Annotated in this window: 16 protein-coding genes; 9 read left to right on the top strand and 7 right to left on the bottom strand. The window is 66.4% G+C overall.

All coding sequences use genetic code 11. The features are described 5' to 3' along the window. Window positions 1-2: 2 nt before the first annotated feature. A complete protein-coding gene (locus tag IEY58_RS07490) occupies window positions 3-746 on the bottom strand; it encodes an SDR family NAD(P)-dependent oxidoreductase (protein WP_189044158.1) in 744 nt (247 codons plus the stop codon). A gap of 112 nt (window positions 747-858) precedes the next feature. On the opposite strand from IEY58_RS07490, the gene IEY58_RS07485 reads away from it, so the two are divergent. Further along, the gene (locus IEY58_RS07485; RefSeq protein WP_189044156.1) at window positions 859-2,295 is read left to right on the top strand and encodes an MATE family efflux transporter; all 1,437 of its coding nucleotides are present in this window, start codon (window positions 859-861) and stop codon (window positions 2,293-2,295) included. On the opposite strand, the gene IEY58_RS07480 is transcribed toward IEY58_RS07485, so the two are convergent. Further along, window positions 2,292-3,092, bottom strand: coding sequence for a FadR/GntR family transcriptional regulator (locus IEY58_RS07480; protein ID WP_189044154.1), 801 nt, complete (start codon window positions 3,090-3,092; stop codon window positions 2,292-2,294). The two genes, IEY58_RS07485 and IEY58_RS07480, sit on opposite strands and share 4 nt — an antisense overlap. A 183-nt stretch (window positions 3,093-3,275) precedes the next feature. Between IEY58_RS07480 and IEY58_RS07475 the strand changes: the two genes are divergently transcribed. The 3 genes from IEY58_RS07475 to IEY58_RS07465 all read left to right on the top strand — a co-directional run bounded on the left by IEY58_RS07475 (window position 3,276) and on the right by IEY58_RS07465 (window position 6,925). Further along, entirely contained in the window at window positions 3,276-4,211 is a 936-nt protein-coding gene (locus IEY58_RS07475; protein ID WP_189044152.1) for a dihydrodipicolinate synthase family protein, read from the top strand. A 91-nt stretch (window positions 4,212-4,302) separates the two neighbouring features. Further along, window positions 4,303-5,625, top strand: a complete 1,323-nt coding sequence (locus IEY58_RS07470; RefSeq protein WP_189044150.1) for an MFS transporter — start codon at window positions 4,303-4,305, stop codon at window positions 5,623-5,625. 172 nt (window positions 5,626-5,797) lie between these two features. Then, window positions 5,798-6,925 (top strand): acyltransferase family protein, encoded by a 1,128-nt coding sequence (locus IEY58_RS07465; RefSeq protein WP_189044148.1) that lies wholly within the window; start codon window positions 5,798-5,800, stop codon window positions 6,923-6,925. Window positions 6,926-7,003: 78 nt separating this feature from the next. Here the strand turns inward: IEY58_RS07465 and IEY58_RS07460 are convergent, their stop codons facing one another. Then, window positions 7,004-8,092, bottom strand: coding sequence for a lactonase family protein (locus IEY58_RS07460; RefSeq protein WP_189044146.1), 1,089 nt, complete (start codon window positions 8,090-8,092; stop codon window positions 7,004-7,006). 133 nt (window positions 8,093-8,225) lie between these two features. On the opposite strand from IEY58_RS07460, the gene IEY58_RS07455 reads away from it, so the two are divergent. The 3 genes from IEY58_RS07455 (at window position 8,226) to IEY58_RS07450 (ending at window position 10,618) form a co-directional block, all read left to right on the top strand. Continuing rightward, entirely contained in the window at window positions 8,226-8,900 is a 675-nt protein-coding gene (locus tag IEY58_RS07455; protein ID WP_189044144.1) for a GntR family transcriptional regulator, read from the top strand. A gap of 99 nt (window positions 8,901-8,999) precedes the next feature. Continuing rightward, window positions 9,000-9,926, top strand: coding sequence for a hypothetical protein (locus IEY58_RS34315; RefSeq protein WP_229743559.1), 927 nt, complete (start codon window positions 9,000-9,002; stop codon window positions 9,924-9,926). 5 nt (window positions 9,927-9,931) lie between these two features. Then, window positions 9,932-10,618 (top strand): DUF2161 domain-containing phosphodiesterase, encoded by a 687-nt coding sequence (locus tag IEY58_RS07450; protein WP_229743558.1) that lies wholly within the window; start codon window positions 9,932-9,934, stop codon window positions 10,616-10,618. A gap of 120 nt (window positions 10,619-10,738) precedes the next feature. Here IEY58_RS07450 and IEY58_RS07445 read toward each other — a convergent pair whose 3' ends face one another. Together IEY58_RS07445 and IEY58_RS07440 are read right to left on the bottom strand one after the other, a co-directional pair. Next, complete coding sequence (locus IEY58_RS07445; RefSeq protein ID WP_189044140.1) at window positions 10,739-11,767, bottom strand: hypothetical protein; 1,029 nt, start codon at window positions 11,765-11,767, stop codon at window positions 10,739-10,741. Between the two features lie 470 nt (window positions 11,768-12,237). Continuing rightward, window positions 12,238-13,014 (bottom strand): DUF6602 domain-containing protein, encoded by a 777-nt coding sequence (locus IEY58_RS07440; protein ID WP_189044138.1) that lies wholly within the window; start codon window positions 13,012-13,014, stop codon window positions 12,238-12,240. Between the two features lie 364 nt (window positions 13,015-13,378). Between IEY58_RS07440 and IEY58_RS07435 the strand changes: the two genes are divergently transcribed. Further along, a complete protein-coding gene (locus IEY58_RS07435; protein ID WP_189044136.1) occupies window positions 13,379-13,987 on the top strand; it encodes a DUF5666 domain-containing protein in 609 nt (202 codons plus the stop codon). 37 nt (window positions 13,988-14,024) lie between these two features. Here IEY58_RS07435 and IEY58_RS07430 read toward each other — a convergent pair whose 3' ends face one another. Next, window positions 14,025-14,402 (bottom strand): cupin domain-containing protein, encoded by a 378-nt coding sequence (locus IEY58_RS07430; protein WP_229743557.1) that lies wholly within the window; start codon window positions 14,400-14,402, stop codon window positions 14,025-14,027. Further along, window positions 14,399-14,995, bottom strand: coding sequence for a LysE family translocator (locus tag IEY58_RS07425; protein WP_189044132.1), 597 nt, complete (start codon window positions 14,993-14,995; stop codon window positions 14,399-14,401). Before IEY58_RS07425 ends, IEY58_RS07430 begins: the two co-directional genes overlap by 4 nt. A gap of 99 nt (window positions 14,996-15,094) precedes the next feature. Between IEY58_RS07425 and IEY58_RS07420 the strand changes: the two genes are divergently transcribed. Further along, on the top strand, window positions 15,095-15,955 hold the full coding sequence (locus tag IEY58_RS07420; protein ID WP_189044131.1) for a LysR substrate-binding domain-containing protein: 861 nt from the start codon (window positions 15,095-15,097) through the stop codon (window positions 15,953-15,955). The last annotated feature ends 4 nt before the right edge of the window (window positions 15,956-15,959 follow it).

Raw genomic sequence — 15,959 nt, 5'->3', positions numbered from 1 at the left:
GCTCACCATTTCTCGCCGAAGGGGCGGATCTCGGTCTCGAAGGTCCAGGCGTCGCGCGGCTGGCGATAGAGCTGCCAATAGGTCTCGGCGACCGAAGCCGGGTCCATGAGCCGGTCGGGCTCGAGCGTCTCGAGCACTGCCGCCCCCTCGCGCGCGGCGATGCGCTGGCGCACCCATTCGGTATCGACTGCCGCGTCGATGATCAGGTGTGCCACATGGATGTTCCGGGGCCCGAGCTCGCGGGCGGCACTCTGAGCGACCGCGCGCAGGCCGAACTTGGCGCTGGCGAAGGCGGCATAGCCGGGGCCGCCGCGCAGGCTTGCGGTAGCGCCGGTGAAGAACAGCGCGCCCCGGCCGCGTGGCAGCATCAGCCGCGCCGCCTCGCGCGCCGTCAGGAACCCGCCGTAGCAAGCCATCTCCCACACTTTGCGGAACACGCGCTCCGTCGTGTCGATGAGCGGGAAATTGACGTTGGCGCCGATGTTGAAGATGCAGCACTCGAGCGGCGCCGTCGCGTCCGCTTCGGCAAGGAAGCTCGTGATCTGATCCTCCTGCCGGGCATCGAGCGTGCGGCCGACAGCCCGGCCGCCTTGGGCCTCGATCTCGGCCACGAGCGGCGCCAGCTTCTCGCCGTTGCGCCGGCCGGCGAACACGGTGAAGCCCTCGGCGGCGAAGCGCTTCGCGATGGCGGCTCCGATGAAGTCGCCGGCGCCGACGACCGCAACCGTCGCGTTCCTTGGCTCCATGCCGATCCTCCCGTCATTCGTTACTTCATTGATGCAAGCCTATGCCGGGTAGAGCGCCGGCGGTAGCAATATTTCTCGCCGCCGCAGCCGGCGACGGGTACAAGCGAGCGCCATGACCGCGACCTCGCCCGCCGCTCCGCGCTTCGTCTCCGGCCCGATCCTGCGGCACGTGATCGTCATGGCCGGGACCGGGGCGATCGGCCTCATCGCGGTCTTCGCCGTCGACCTCGCCAACCTGTTCTACATCTCGATCCTCGGGCAGAAACCGATCGCGGCGGCAATCGGCTTCGCGGGTGCCGTGGGCTTCTTCCAGACCGCGATCTCGATCGGCATGACCATCGGCGTCGGTGCCGTCGCCTCGCGCGAGATCGGCGCCGGCCGGCGCGAGGAGGCGCGGCGGATCGCCGGCGCCAGCGTCGCCCTGATGGTCATTGTGGGTGCCATCGTCGGCATCGGCACCGTGCTGGCGCTTGGGCCCATCCTCGATTTCCTGGGTGCTGCGGGTGAGACGCGCCGGCTTGCCGCGGGCTATCTCACCATCACCTCGCCGTCACTGCCGCTGACCGCGGCCGGCATGGGTTTCGCCGCCCTGCTGCGCGCGGCCGGCGACGCGCGGCGCGCGATGAACGTGACGCTCGCAGGTGCGGTCGCGACCGCATTGCTAGATCCGCTGTTCATCTTCGGCCTGCACCTCGATCTCGAGGGGGCGGCGATCGCGACGGTGCTCGCACGCCTGCTGTTGTGCGGCCTCGGCTGGCACGCGGCCCATCGGCGGCACGACCTGCTGGCGCGGATCGAGCCCAGGCACCTGTGGCAGGACGTGCACCCGGTGCTGGCGATCGCTGGCCCGGCGATCCTGACCAATCTCGCGACTCCGGTGGGTGCCGCCTATGTGACGCGCGCGATGGCCGGGTTCGGGCCTGACGCCGTGGCCGGGCAGGCGACAATCGACCGGATCTCGCCGGTCGCCTTCGGCCTCGTCTATGCGCTGACCGGCGCGGTCGGGCCGATCCTGGGACAAAACCTGGGTGCCGGCCGGCTCGACCGGCTGCGCGAGACGCTGCGCGACAGCCTGCTGGTCGTGCTGGCGACCGTGCTCGCCGCCTGGGCGGTCCTGGCGGCGGCCGAGCGCGCGATCCTCTTTGTCTTTTCCGCCGAGGGCGACGCACGCGTGCTGATCGACCTGTTCTGCTCCTGGCTCGCCGGCGGCTTCGTCTTCACGGGGTGCCTGTTCGTCGCGAATGCTGCGTTCAACAACCTCGGCTATCCGCTGTTGTCGACGCTGTTCAACTGGGGTCGGGCGACGCTCGGCACGATCCCGTTCGTGGCGATCGGCCGCGCCTACGGCCCGACCGGCGTGCTCTATGGCCAGACCCTGGGCTCGTTCGTGTTCGGGCTCATCGCCGTCATCGTGGCGTTCCGGGTGACGCGCCGGCTGCGCGCCGTGCCGCCAAGCGCGGTCGAGCATGGCCTGGCGATCCCGTCCGGCTCGGGCCGGGCAGCGCTCGCGACGCTCGCGGCGCCGGCCGCCCGGTCCAACCGAGGCTAGGTCTCTTGGGCGAGCTCGTCAGCGGGCGAGGGCGACAGCCCGTGCGGATCGCCCAGCATGCGGGCGCGCGCGTTGTCGATGTGCTGGCGCATGACGCGCCGGGCCTCCTCGGCGTCGCCGGCGCGGATCGCTTCGACGATGCGGCGATGCTCGTCCTGAACCAGCAATAGCCGTTCCCGGCTGTGGCCGAGCGTCAGGTTCCGCGCGACGGTCATGCCGGCGAAGATGTGGCTCGACAGCGCATCGAGGCTCGCGCGGAACAGCTCGTTCTGGCTCGCCTTGGCGATCGCGACATGGAAGCGGTTGTCGGCCTCGGCGCCGACCTCGCCGCGCTCGATCACCCGGTCGAGCGCCGCCAGCGCCGCCTCGATCTCTGCGAGCGCCTCGGGCGTCCGGCGCTCTGCCGCGAGGGCCGCCGCTTCGCCTTCGACCGCAATGCGATATTCGCAGCAGCGCATCAGGTCGGCGATGCTGCCGATCGGTGCCAGGCGCAGGAACTCGGGGCCAGGGCGGCGCAGGACGAAGGTGCCGGCGCCGTGGCGTGTCGCGACCAGCCCGTCGGCCTGCAGGCGCGAGATCGCCTCCCGGATCACCGGGCGCGAGACGCCGAAGATCGCGCCAAGCCGGGTCTCCGACGGCAAGCGAGCACCGGTCGGCAGCTTGCCGGCGACGATCTGGCCGAGGATCTCCTCATAGAGTTGGTCGGCGAGCCGCGGCGCCCGGCGCGGCGTGCGGAACGCCGGTGCCGCGTCGCTGCCGAGTTCCGTTTCATGGCGGGCTGCGAGCAACCGGCTCAAGGGCAACACTCATGCAGAAGTGACGAGTTCATGGTGCGACTATGACCGGATTCGCGCGCGCCCTAAAGATTTTTCTGCCGGCCAGTCGTCTTACAAGTTGACGAGTTTGGCCGATCCTGCCTACCTAGGCTCGAGGCCCGGTCGCTGCCGGGCGCGCCCCGTGACAGCGACGGAGATTTCGTGATGAAGACGACACCGGTGACGCCGGCCGACCTCGCCCAATCGGTGCTGGCGGTTCCGCCGCTCGCCCGTCATGCCGACCTCAGCCTGAACGCGGCGGCCAACAAGGCGCAGATCCGCCATCTCGAGGCTGGCGGCGTCACCACGCTGCTCTATGGCGGCAATGCCAATCTCTACAACGTTGGCCTTGCGGAATATCCGGCGCTGCTGGACCTGCTCGAAGAGGCGGCGGCGCCCGACAGCTGGGTCATTCCGTCGATCGGTCCCGATTATGGCCGCTTGATCGACCAGGCGCGCATCCTGCGCGGCCGGGCGTTCCCGACGGCGATGGCGCTGCCCATGGCGCTGCAGTCGACCCCGGCCGGCGTCGAGCAGGGGCTCGCCCGCACGGCCGAGGCATTCGGCCGGCCGCTCATCATCTATGTGAAGTCGGCCGCCTATCTGGCGCCCGATGCGCTGGCGCGGCTCGTCGATGCCGGCGCCGTCTGCGCCATCAAGTACGCGATCGAGCGCGAAGATCCGGGTCAGGACGAGTATCTGACGCGCCTCGTCGACCTGGTCGACCGCCGCCTGATCGTGAGCGGCATGGGCGAGCGGCCGACCATCAGCCACCTGCTCGATTTCAAGCTGGCCGCCTTCACCTCGGGCTCGGTCTGCATCGCGCCGCGCAGTTCCCAGGCGCTGCTCCGGGCGCTGAAGCGCGGCGACGCCGCCATGGCGCAGAAGCTGCGCGAGCGCTTCCTGCCGCTCGAAACCCTGCGCGACCGCCTCAGCCAGATCCGCGTGATGCATGAGGCGGTGACGCTGTCGGGCGTTGCCGACATGGGCCCGATGCTGCCGATGCTGAGCAATATCGGCCCCGAGCATCATGCCGAGATCCACGAGACGGCGCGCACGCTCTTGGCGCTCGACGCCGAGCCGCTGGAGGGAGCGGCCTGACCAGGCCGCTCCAAACTTCCTAAGCAAAAAGCCACACAAAGGCGGCGAGCCAACGCCGCCCATTGCCGTGATCTCCCGGGGGGAATGCTTCATGGACAAGACGCTCGAGCAACGGACGATCCGCAAGATCTCCTGGCGCCTGCTGCCGCTCATCGTGGTGATCTATTTCGTCGCCTACATCGACCGGACGAACGTCAGCTTCGCCTCCTTCGGCATGACGCGCGATCTCGGGCTCGACGCCTATATCTATGGCTGGGGCGCCGGCATCTTCTTCCTGGGCTACTTCCTGTTCGAAGTGCCGTCCAACCTGATGTTGGAGCGGTTCGGCGCGCGGCGCTGGATCGCGCGCATCATGATCAGCTGGGGCGTCATGGCGGCCTTGACTGCGCTCTCGCGCGGGCCGGCGAGCTTTCTCCTGTTCCGCTTCCTCCTGGGTGCCACCGAGGCCGGTTTCTTCCCCGGCATCATCCTTTATCTCACCTACTGGTTCCCGGCCGCCTATCGGGCGCGCGTCATCTCGGCCCTGTTCCTGGCGGTGCCCGGCTCGAACGCGGTGACCGCGGCGGCCTCTGCCGCCGTCCTCAAGATGGACGGGCTCTGGGGCGTGCCGGGCTGGCAATGGCTCTATGTCGTCGAGGCGCTGCCGGCCGTGCTGCTTGCCTTCGTCGTGCTGGCGGTCATGACCGAGCGGCCGGCGGATGCCGCCTGGCTCGATGCCGAAGAAAAGGCCTGGCTCGAAGGGCGGCTCGCGGCCGAGCGCCAGGCGGTGCTGCAGGGCCGGCCGCCTGAGGGCCGCTGGGCGGTATTGTTCGACCGCCGCGCGTTGGTGCTTGCGGCGATCTATCTGACGATCGTCACAGCGACCTATGGCATCACCTTCTTTCTGCCGCTCATCATCAACGCGATGGGTGCCAGCGAGACCGAGACCGGCTTGCTCACCGCAGTGCCCTACCTGATCGGTACGGTCGGCATGGTGCTCTGGGCGATCTCGTCCGACCGGCGGCGCGAGCGGCGCTGGCACTATATCGTCGCGTGCCTCATCGGTGCCGGCGGCCTGGCGCTCACCGGCTTCATCGGTGGTTCCTGGTGGGCGCTCGCCGCCATGTCGGTCGCGACGATCGGCATCTATGGCGCCAAGCCGTCGTTCTGGCCGCTGCCGTCCGAGTTCCTGACCGGCACGGCCGCGGCCGGCGGCATCGCGCTCGTCAATTCGATCGGCAATCTCGGCGGCTTCGTCGGGCCCTATATCGTCGGCTGGATCAAGCAATCCTCCGGCGGCTATGAGGGTGGGCTCTACTTCCTGGCCGGCTGCGCGTTCCTGTCGGCCGTGATCGCCTTCTTCACGATCCGGCCCCGCACCGAGGTCGAGGCGGCGCGGCCCTATCCCGAGGCTGGAGCCAGCCGGTCGGCCTGACGGGTTAAGCGGGGAGGCCGAATCTCCGCCGTTGCGCGCGCCGCCGGCTCCACATATGGTTGTCGGCGCGGAGCAATCGACTGGATCCTCCCCGTCGCTGGTGCCCCAGCGCGAGCCATCCTGAAAATCTGAGGCAACCGGAATGCGACAGAACCCGTCGCACGCTGTATCGATGCGCGCGCCCGTTTCGGCCGGCGGATCGAGCAACATCCTGAGCGAGCCGTTCTCGCTCTATCTCGACTTGCTGCGGTTCGGCGCTGCCCTCGTCGTGGCGCTCAGCCACACCTGGCGCATGCTGGTGCCGGCCCATCCGCTTCCATGGCCGGGCCATGACGCGGTCGTGGTGTTCTTTGTCCTGTCGGGCCTGGTGGTCGCGCACGCCACGGACAGCGTTCGCCGCCCCGCATCGGTCTATATCCAGCACCGGCTCGCCCGCCTGTGGTCGGTTGCGCTGCCCGCGCTCGCCCTGTCCTTGGTTGCTGCCGCCCTGGTGCCGACCGGCGTCGAGATCTACGCGGCGCCCCCGCTGGATCATCAGGCTATGCCTTGGGTGCCACCCCTGCTGAGCGCCGTCTTCCTCGCACAATCCTGGTCGCTCGATCTGGTGCCGCCGTTCAATGCACCGTTCTGGTCGCTGAGCTTCGAAGCCTGGTATTACGCGCTGTTCGGTGTCCTGACCTATGCGCCGCGCCGCTGGCGACTGCCCGCGCTCGCGGTCGGCGCCTGCATCGCCGGCCCGAAGATCCTGTTGCTCATGCCCATCTGGCTGATGGGCGTCGCAATATGTCGCGCCCGGATCCGCCTGCCGCGGCCGGTCGCCGCGGTCCTTTTCGGATTGTCGATCCTGCTGGCCTTGGCGTTCGTCTTGAGCGGGGCCTCGATCGCGATCCGGAACGCCATGGCGGTTTACCTGCCGGCGCTCATCGGCTCGCTGCATGGCGCGAATCAATTCGTCGGCGACATCCTGCTCGGGCTGATCGTGTCGGTCAATTTCGTCGCCGCGTCGAACCTCGCTTCATGGCTCGCAAGCCTCCGACGGATCAAGGGGCCGTGCCGGTCGGCTGCGTCTTTCACCTTCTCGATCTACCTCTATCACATGCCCCTGTTTTCCCTGATCTGGGGCGTCCTGGGCGTGCACTCCGCCATGGCCGCGTTTCCGGCCCTGGCCGCCGGCATCGTCGCCCTTGGCCTCGTGACGGAGCGGCAACTGCCGCTCTGGCGGGGTTGGGCCGCGCGCGCGGCGTCCTGGCTGACGCCCGGGTCCCGCGCCGTGCAGGGCGCGCCCGGCTCCGACGATTAGCCCTGAAGCTAAGGTCCGTCCCGGCCGGTCCGCTGATGGCCGAGCGGGGAGACGGGCTGCCCGTCTCCCCGCCGCCATTCAGGGGATATCGAGAATCTCGACCCAGTTCGGGTTCTTGCCCATTTCATGATGCCCGAGCGATGTCAGCGCGCCGGTATCGCCGTTGATGGCATAGACCGACATGCCGTTCGATTTCTGGCCGACGGCGAGCAGGAAGTGGCCGCGCGGATCGATGTTGAAGCCGCGCGGCTGAGCCTCGGTCTGCGTATGGGCGATGGGCGTGAGCGCGCCGGTCTCGCCGTCGATGCGGAAGCCCGCGAGCGTGCTTGAGGTCCGCTCCGCGACATAGAGGAAGCGGCCGTCCGGCGTGATGTGCAGGTCGGAGGTCCACGGCTTGCCGCCGGTGAAGCCGTCCGGCATGGCCGAGGTCGAGGCGATGAGCGTGAGCGTGCCCGCGGCCGGATCGAACTTGTAGGTGTTGACCGTGCCGTCGAGCTCGTTCGTCGCATAGACGAGGCGGCCGTTCGGATGGAACAGGATGTGGCGCGGGCCCGCGCCTTGCTTGGTCTCGACGAATGGCGTCCCGTTCGCCGTCAGGTGGCCTGAGACCGGGTCGAGCTTGTACTGCAGGATGATGTCGCCGCCGAGGTTGGAGGCGAAGACATAGTGGTTCGACGGGTCGGTCACGATCGAATGGGCGTTCTTGCGGGTCGGGATGACATCGATCGGCTGCGGCTGGACGAAGCCCTGCGGCCCGATCGGGTTGACCGAGATCTTGTCGCCCGTATAGGACGCGCCGAACAGGAGACGGCCGGTCTTGTCGGTCGAGAGATAGGCCATGTTGTCGGGCAGCGGCACGGTCGACAGCAGGCCGAGCCGGCCCGTCGCCTGGTCGATCGCGAAGCTCGAGACCGAGAACGGCTCCGAGCGCAGCGACGCGTAGAGGTAGCGGTGGTTCGGGCTGATCGCGAGCGGCATCACCGTGCCGGTGACCGGCACCTTCTCGACCAGCTTGACCGCGCCGCTCCGGTTGTCGAGCGTCAGGACATAGATGTCTTTGCTGTCCGCATTCGAGACATAGACCATGGTGGCGGCGCCGGCCTGGCCCGCCAGCAGGCCCAATCCCAATGCGGCGGCGAGAATGCCGGACCTGAAACGATGCTTCATGTGCTGATCCCCCCTGGTGGTTCTGCGGTTCTTGCGGCGAGCTTCCTTCGCCTGATATCTGATGTATCACAGAAACGGAGGGTGCACCTATGGTAGTGATCGTGCTGTGGTGACGGATGGAATGCCAGGTGCAATGACGGAGGAGACATCGGGCGGCCTTGAGCCGATTCGGGCTGAGCAGCAGCTGAGCCTGGCCGATCATGCCTATGCCCGGATCCGGGCCGCGATCCTCACGGGCGTCTTCGCGCCGGGCCGGCGCCTGCGCGAGCGGCAGCTGGCCGAGGAACTCGCCATCAGCACGACGCCGATCAAGGAGGCGCTGAAGCGGCTCGAGCACGAGGGCCTGATCGTGACGGCCCCCCGGCGCGGCACCTTCGTCAGCTATTCGCCGGAGAAATCGTCGGAGATGGCGCTCATCCGTGCGGCGCTCGAAAGCGTCGTCGTGCGGCTCGCGGCGATGAAGATCACCGACGCGGAAGTCGCGATGCTCGAGGCGCACCTCGCGACCATGCGGCTGGCGACGGAGGCGGCCGACCACGAGGCGGTCGTGGCGAGCAACGCCCAGTTCCACGCCTTGATCGACCGGATCGCCGACAATGCCTATCTGCGCCAGCTCCTGGAGACGCTCAAGGTCTATGACGAGCTCAACCGCCGCCGTGTGCTGAAGGCGGCGGGCGAGGCGGCGCAGGGGCTGGCGGAGCATGCGGCGATCCTTGAAGCGCTCGCCGCGCGCGACCCGGAGCTCGCGGAGCGGCGGATGCGCGAGCATATCCTGCGGTCGAGCGCGCGCGGGACGGCAGAAGGTTGAATGCGACCCATTCGCGAGTGGACCGGGCCCGCGGCTTGATCCAGGATGCGCGGCGTGGGGCGCGCCGGTCGCGCCCGGCTTGAAAGATCGAGCGCGCGCGTGAGTGTCCTCCCCGGTCCCAGCACCTTGTTCGAATTCGCCCACCAGGCCTTCCGGGCGCCCGATGCCCGGTTCCTGCTGGGCAGCGACGGGCAGCCGTGCCTCGCGCTCAAGCTCGGCGAGCTCGACGCCCAGGTACCGCTCACCGCCTTCATCAAGGAGTTCGAGCTCGCCGGCACGCCGGACGGGGCGCTGCTGGAGTTGGTCGTCTCCGGCCTCAAGTTCGTGAAGGTAATCCGGCCCGGCGACTCGATCCCGCGCGAGATCCTGGACGGCACCGCCTCCTGGTCCGTGTCGGACGAGCATCGGGAAACCGCGCGCGGCCGCTTGACCCTGCAGCTCTACGGCTTCCTGGGCGGGCAGGAGCGGGTGCTGGCCGACCCGATCGAGATCCTGCAGATGGTCGACGATCCCGGCGTTCAGACGCGCATCCAGAGCGGGCTCGGCTCCATCCTGGCCCGGCTCGGCCTCGGCCCCGACCAGGGGCGCGAGCTCGACGCGCGGCTTGACCGGTTCGCGCGCGACCTGGCCTATCTGGTGGCGCTGCGCGAGCGCGCCGGCGCCGTTGCCCGGCTCATGGACAAGGTGGCGACGCTCCGCCGGGTCTATCGCCGCGACCGCACGGTCGACGAGGAGCTGATCCGGGTCAACAACCTGCTGCAGAAGCCGATCAACCGGTTCAACAAGTTCTTCGCCGAGGCCGATGCCAATACCGGCGAGATCCTGGCCATCCTGGCGAACGTCGACCAGTATCTGGCCTATGTCCGCGAGCAGCGCGACACGGCGCATCTGCAATTGATGAAATGGGACGAGATCCTGGTCGCGTGGGAGGGGCTGGTGCCGGACATCTCGAGCGCCACCGAGGCGGCGATCCGCCGGCTCTATCAGTTCCTCGCCCAGAACTTCCTCACGGAAAGTTCCTGGTAGCGCCAGTGTCCGAGGCGGAAACGGCGCTCTATCCGCCGATCAAGCGCTTCCTCGAGGCCCAGGGCTTCGAGGTCAAAGGCGAGATCGGCGGCTGCGATATCGTGGCGCTCAAGGCGGGCGAGCCGCCGCTCGTCGTCGTGACCGAGCTGAAGCGCGCCTTCACGCTGGAACTGGTGCTGCAGGGCGTCGATCGCGCCGCGGCCTGCGACGAGGTCTGGCTCGCCGTCCGCGCCTCGCCGTCGGGGCGCGGGCGCGAGGGCGACCGGCGGGTGAAGAAGCTCTGCCGCCTGCTGGGCTTCGGCCTACTGCTGGTCTCGTCCACGGCCAGTGTCGACGTGCTGGTCGAGCCAACCCAATGGCGGCCGCGCGCCGACAAGAAGCGCCGGGCGCGCCTCGTGCGCGAGCATCACCGCCGCGCGGGCGATCCGGCCCCGGGCGGCTCGACCCGCCGCGCGCCGCTCATGACCGCCTATCGCCAGCAGGCGCTCGCCTGCGCCGCCGGGCTCGCCCAAGGTCCCGCCCGGCCCAAGGACTTGCGCCCGCAGGTGCCCGACGCCGCCCAGATTCTGCAGCGCAATTACTACGGCTGGTTCGACCGGGTCGCGCGCGGGGTCTATGCGCTCACCGATGCAGGCCGCGCCGCGCTGGAGCAATGGCCGGCGCTGGGTGCCGCTTCGGGCGGCGGATCCTAGCGGGAAAATCTGACGCTTGGTGCTCGGTGTCACGGGGCCGGTTCCGAGCCATCGCGGTCTATCCATCGTCACCCTTTGCCACTCCGAACCGGACGTTCGATCGGCCCGGTCTTCTGAGACTTAGTCATCCTTGTCGCGACGTCCGCCCGCACTGCCCTCGCAAAGGCTGCAGCCTGACAGATAGCTATCTTCCATGTTGCCATTGCTGGACTCGCCACAATATTCGCACGAGCTTAGCTCGTTCGACACAAATAAGCAGGAAACGCAAAGATAGCGACTCTTGAATTCTATCACCGTATGATAACCGTCGCATTTTGAGCAGTTTGCCGGAACTATTGACTCTAAATAATTGTCCACAGTTACTGAAAATTCGTTTAAAGTATCTGCGATCATTTCTCCGTCCGCAGTGCAGCCACAATGCTCGCATCGGAATTCGCCGCCATCTCGGAGCGGAGAGACCTCTCCGCAATCCGTACACGTAAAATCGAGCCATTTGTCGTGATAGCCACATACCAAGCACTCGGACTCCAGAAGCGCGCCCAAAATCTCGATCTGGGTGGCGGCGTCGAAGCCACAGGAACCGCACGTCCGAAAGACTGCTTTATTTGCTTTCTCGTGAGCGATTCTTGGAGCAAGCCCATCAAATTTGGCTCGAAGGTATTCTCGATGGCCTTTCAGTTTCCGCTCGATTTCGTTAAAATCCTGCCGGTAAGTCTGGAAGACGTTCGCCCATTGAACCGTCAGCAATTGTTGAAGGTCGTGCCAGGCCCTAAGTTGCTCCCGAGCGACCGCCTCGATTTTTGGGCCTGAGCTAAAATCGGCTTCGTGGAAGAAATGCACCATTTTGTTGCGGTGCTTGCGCACGGTATCAAAGTTCTTGCGAGCTTCGTCAGGTACCGGACTCTGCACAACTTTCTGCAAACGCTCACAAGTCATTTCGAACGATACCGACGTAAAGTCTCCGGCTTCGAATTTTTGTCGGTCAGGGTCTTTAGCAACTACCAGCGACCAATGCTCGTGCATTAGCCTTGCTTTGAGGAAAAGCTCTACAGCGGTGTAAAAGTTGATTATTGAGGCCTTTGGCTGCACCTTGAAATCTTCAATCGCCCAGGCGAGGAAATCGATCGCGTTGTTCGTTAAGGGCGTCATTAGATCTTTGGGAGGCATAGCTGTGGCCACCGACTGTGATGAGGGTGCGCTACGAACAAACCGTTCTGCCCGGACTCGCGACTATAGATCTGAGTGGCAATAGACCTCCAGCCTGGACCACTCGGCTCGCTGCTGGCGCTAGCCGTTTTGGCATGAGTGCCGATGTTTAGGCATGTACTCGGCTTGGCTGATGCCTTGATTGGCCAAGTGCTCGAACGGAATACTTGGAGCCCACTCGATTTCAACAGTCGCCGCGACTGTCTGTTGGTGACACATTGGCATTCTCCGGTCAGCAGGGGTGCATGGCAACCTCCGACCCGTATACGACGCTTATCCTTCCTGACCTGATGCCTGAAAGTTGCCGGGCATTGAGGCTCCGTGCTTCAAATCGCATCCACGCCGATGGTCCAATCCGTTTCGATCCACTCCAATAATATTGGCGCGAATCGGCACCACCCAATCTCGCGACCTTAGCGCAATTTCACCCAGCGGCCGCGCGCGGTGTAGGCCGTCCAATCAATCGTCGGCCGCCGCGCTCTCTCTCGCGTGAGGAAGTTAATGAGATGGATGTAAAAGTCTAGAAAGATCCCAGACGAATTCTCCCAGACTGAAGCTGCCCCAATCTGTGGGCGCAATATTCCACGATCAAGAACGAATACGCGATCTACAATATCTAGGCTGCATTCAGCGCTATTTGCAGCCAATTTTGTGCGATCAAACTCCTTCTGTGCCCAGTCATCGCGACTAAGGTTGCTTGTATAGGCGAACACGAAATAAGGGCACCGATAATGTTCCTCGTGCCTCTTTCCATCCACCGGTGACGCGATAAAATGCCCTTTGAAGGGGCGGAGCTCACGAACCCTCTTTCCGGCCAGCATGCACTTATTCATTTCGTCCTGGCTCAAGACGGACTTCACCTCGATCACAGCGTACAAAGCCTCTGCCGGTACAAGAGAGCTGTCGGTTGAAGATTGGATCGGTGCTGCGGTTGATTTATCGTAAATGAAGAGATCCAGTTCGCCGGTCCGATTATCTCGAAAGTCTATAGCTTCGCCGCCTCCGACCCCAAAAACTGCGGGGAGATGCTTCCCGAGAAACTCGGCTAGTGCAGCGGTTCGTTCGCCGCCTTTAAGACCTCTATGGTCGAAGTTTTCGGCAGCCCCAGCTTCCAGCAAAAGCTTTTGTTCAGCTTGCTTTAGAACATTGGCGAATACCTTACTCGGATTCTTCGTTGCTCGCTTAGTCACGCGCATTCCTTATGGTGATACGAGTAATGTGATGCCTCTTATCTGCTGTTGGTGCAATACACGCCTACCGCTCGTCAACCTCCATTCGGGAACCGAGCGTACGGTGATTGTTCGTCGTTATGCGACAACGATGTCTTGGCTTTTCTACGACTATGTCGCCGAACAACCGCCATAAGAGCCACGAACAGCAGCTTTCGCAGGCATCAGCACGAAATCTGCCCTTCCAGAATGCATCTTGAGTCGGCCTTGAGTACCGGTACCAAGCGTCAGATTTTTATCCACCACCCCTCGCGGCAACGTGATTTGCGCGCGCGGGCCGCTCCGTGTGCTGTGTCGGCCGGTTCAATGATGAAAGACACAGGGCATGCGCAAGCAGATCCTCACCGCACTTACCCTCGGCGCCGTGTTCCTCGCCGGCGCCGCTTCGGCCGAAACCGCGCCGACGCCTGTGCGCACGCGGGCGACGGTCGAGTCCGTGACCGACAATGCCATCACGGTCAAGCCGCGCACGGGTGCGGCCGTCACGATCGCGCTTACGCCCGACACGCACTTTGTCGCCGTCTCGCATGGCGCGATCGCCGATATCCAGCCGAACAGCTACATCGGCACGGCGGCGGCGCCGCAGCCGGACGGCAGCCTGAAGGCGATCGAGGTCACCGTGTTCCCCGAGAGCATGCGCGGCACCGGCGACGGGCACTATGCCTGGGACCTGCCGAACGCCAGCACCATGACGAACGGCGCCGTCGGCAAGCTCGACAGCGCGCATGGTCGCACGCTTACGGTCGATTACAAGGGCGGTGAGAAACAGGTCACCGTGCCGGACGACGTGCCGGTCGTGACGCTGGCACCTGGCGACCGCGGCCTGTTGAAAGCGGGCGTCCATGTCGTCGTCTTCGGCCCGAAGGCGGCCGACGGCACGCTCTCGGCCAACGCCGTGCTCGCCGGCGTGAACGGCGTCGTGCCGCCGATGTGATCCGTCGCGCGTGACCGGGGCAGGGTGCTCGCTCCGGTCACGCCAACTGGTCGGCGATGGACTTCGTGCGCGGCGTCTCGACGTCGCCGGTGTGCCGGGTCGTCGCCGGCTCGACGAGCACGATCCAGCATTCCTCGCGCGCGACCGGATTGTGCAGCACGCCGCGCGGCACGACATGGATCGATCCCGGGCCGAGCGTGACCGATCGGTCGGCCTCGTATTCGATCACGAGCTGCCCGCGTACGACGTAGAACAGCTCGTCCTCGTCGGTGTGCCGGTGCCAGACGAGCTCGCCCAGCAGCTTCGCGACCTTGACATACTGGTCGTTCACCTGGACCACGACCCTGGGCGACCAGTGATCCCGCAGCCGGGCGAAGGCGGCTTCGATGTCGACGGTCTCGGGCAGGCCGCTCACGGCAGCCACATCGGCACGATCGAGGCGGCGAGCAGCAGGCCCAGTGCGCCGTTGAGCCGGCGCCATTGCCGCTCGGTCCTGAGCAGCCGGGCCAGCATGAGCCCGGCCAGGCACCAGAGCGTGAGCGAAAAGGCCGCGGCAAGCCCGAAGGTCGTCCCCAGCAGCAGGGCGAGCGCTGGCGGGTTTGCGGCCAGCACCGCGAACGACGCAGCGGCGCCGAGCGTCATCGCCCAGCCTTTCGGATTGAGCCAGAGCAGGCAGGCGCCCGCGATGAAGCCGGTCGGCCGCGCCAGCTCGGTCTTCATTGCCGGCGGCCCGCTGCGGCCGATCTTCCTGGCGAGCCACAAGAGGTAGAGCGTGCCGGCGAGCTTCAGTGCGAGCTCGAGCGCGGGGGCGGCCAGCAGCAGGCCGGCGAGGCCGGCCGCCGCGGCGGCGGCGAGCGAGGCCAGGCCGAGCGCGATGCCCGCCATCAGCGGCACCGAACGGCGAAAGCCGAACTGGGCGCCGGACGCGGTCGCGAGCGTCGTGGCGCCGCCCGGCGTGATGGTCGAGACCAGGGCGAAGAGCGCCAGGGGTAGGATCGTGCCGGCCATATGCCTCCCTCCATTGAAAGTCGAGGGAGCGTAGGCGGGCGATCGGCATCATGAAATGCAATGTTTGCCATGTTTGGCATTAGCAATCATGATGCCTGAATGATCCGCAATCTCGATACTGCACTCGTCCGCACCTTCGTCACGGCGGCGGACAACGCCAGCATGACGGCGGCCGCCAATGCGCTCAACCTGACCCAGGGCGCGGTCAGCCAGCAGATCAAGCGGCTCGAGGACCTGTTCGGCTGCAGCCTGTTCGAGCGCGACCGGCGCGGCCTTCGCCTGACGCCGTCGGGCGAGCATCTCCTGGGCAAGGCGAAGCGCCTCATCGTGCTCAATGACGAGATCTGGGGCGACATGACCCGCGACGCGATCCGCGGGCGGCTCCGGCTTGGCGTGCCCTATGACCTCGCGGGCGCCTGGATCGCGCCGGCGCTCCGGGCCTATGCCGAGGCCTGTCCGCAGGTCGAGATCTCGCTCGTCTGTGCGTCCTCGCCGGAGCTGACGACGCTCCTCGCTGCTGGCGAGGTCGATCTCGCCGTGATCGAGGCGCCGGTCGGCCCGACGGATGGCGAGTGCCTTGCGGTCGAGCGCCTCGTCTGGGTCGGCGCGCGCGGCGGTGCGGCGCATCTGAAACGGCCGTTGCCGCTCTCCATGATCAGCGAGACCTGCGCCTTCCGCCCGGTCATCCTCGAGACCCTGCGCGATCACGGCCTCGCCTGGCGCACCGTGTTCGAGCAGGGCACGATCGAGGCGACGCGCGCGACGGTCGAGGCGGACCTGGCCGTCACCGCCTGGCTCGTCGCGACCGTGCCGGCCGATCTCGCGATCCTCGACGCGGACAGCGGCCTGCCGCCCTTGACGAGCTTCGCCGTCAACCTCCATGTGCCGCGGCACGGCGCCGGGGCGGCGGCACAGGAATTCGCCCGCTGCCTGCGCCGCGAGCGCGCCCGGCGCGACTAGGTCG

Origin of the sequence: Aliidongia dinghuensis (assembly GCF_014643535.1) — a bacterium.
GTDB classification, from domain to species: Bacteria; Pseudomonadota; Alphaproteobacteria; order ATCC43930; family CGMCC-115725; genus Aliidongia; species Aliidongia dinghuensis.
The sequence above is the reverse complement of the archived record's forward strand: the minus strand, read 5'-3'. Positions and strand labels throughout refer to the sequence as shown.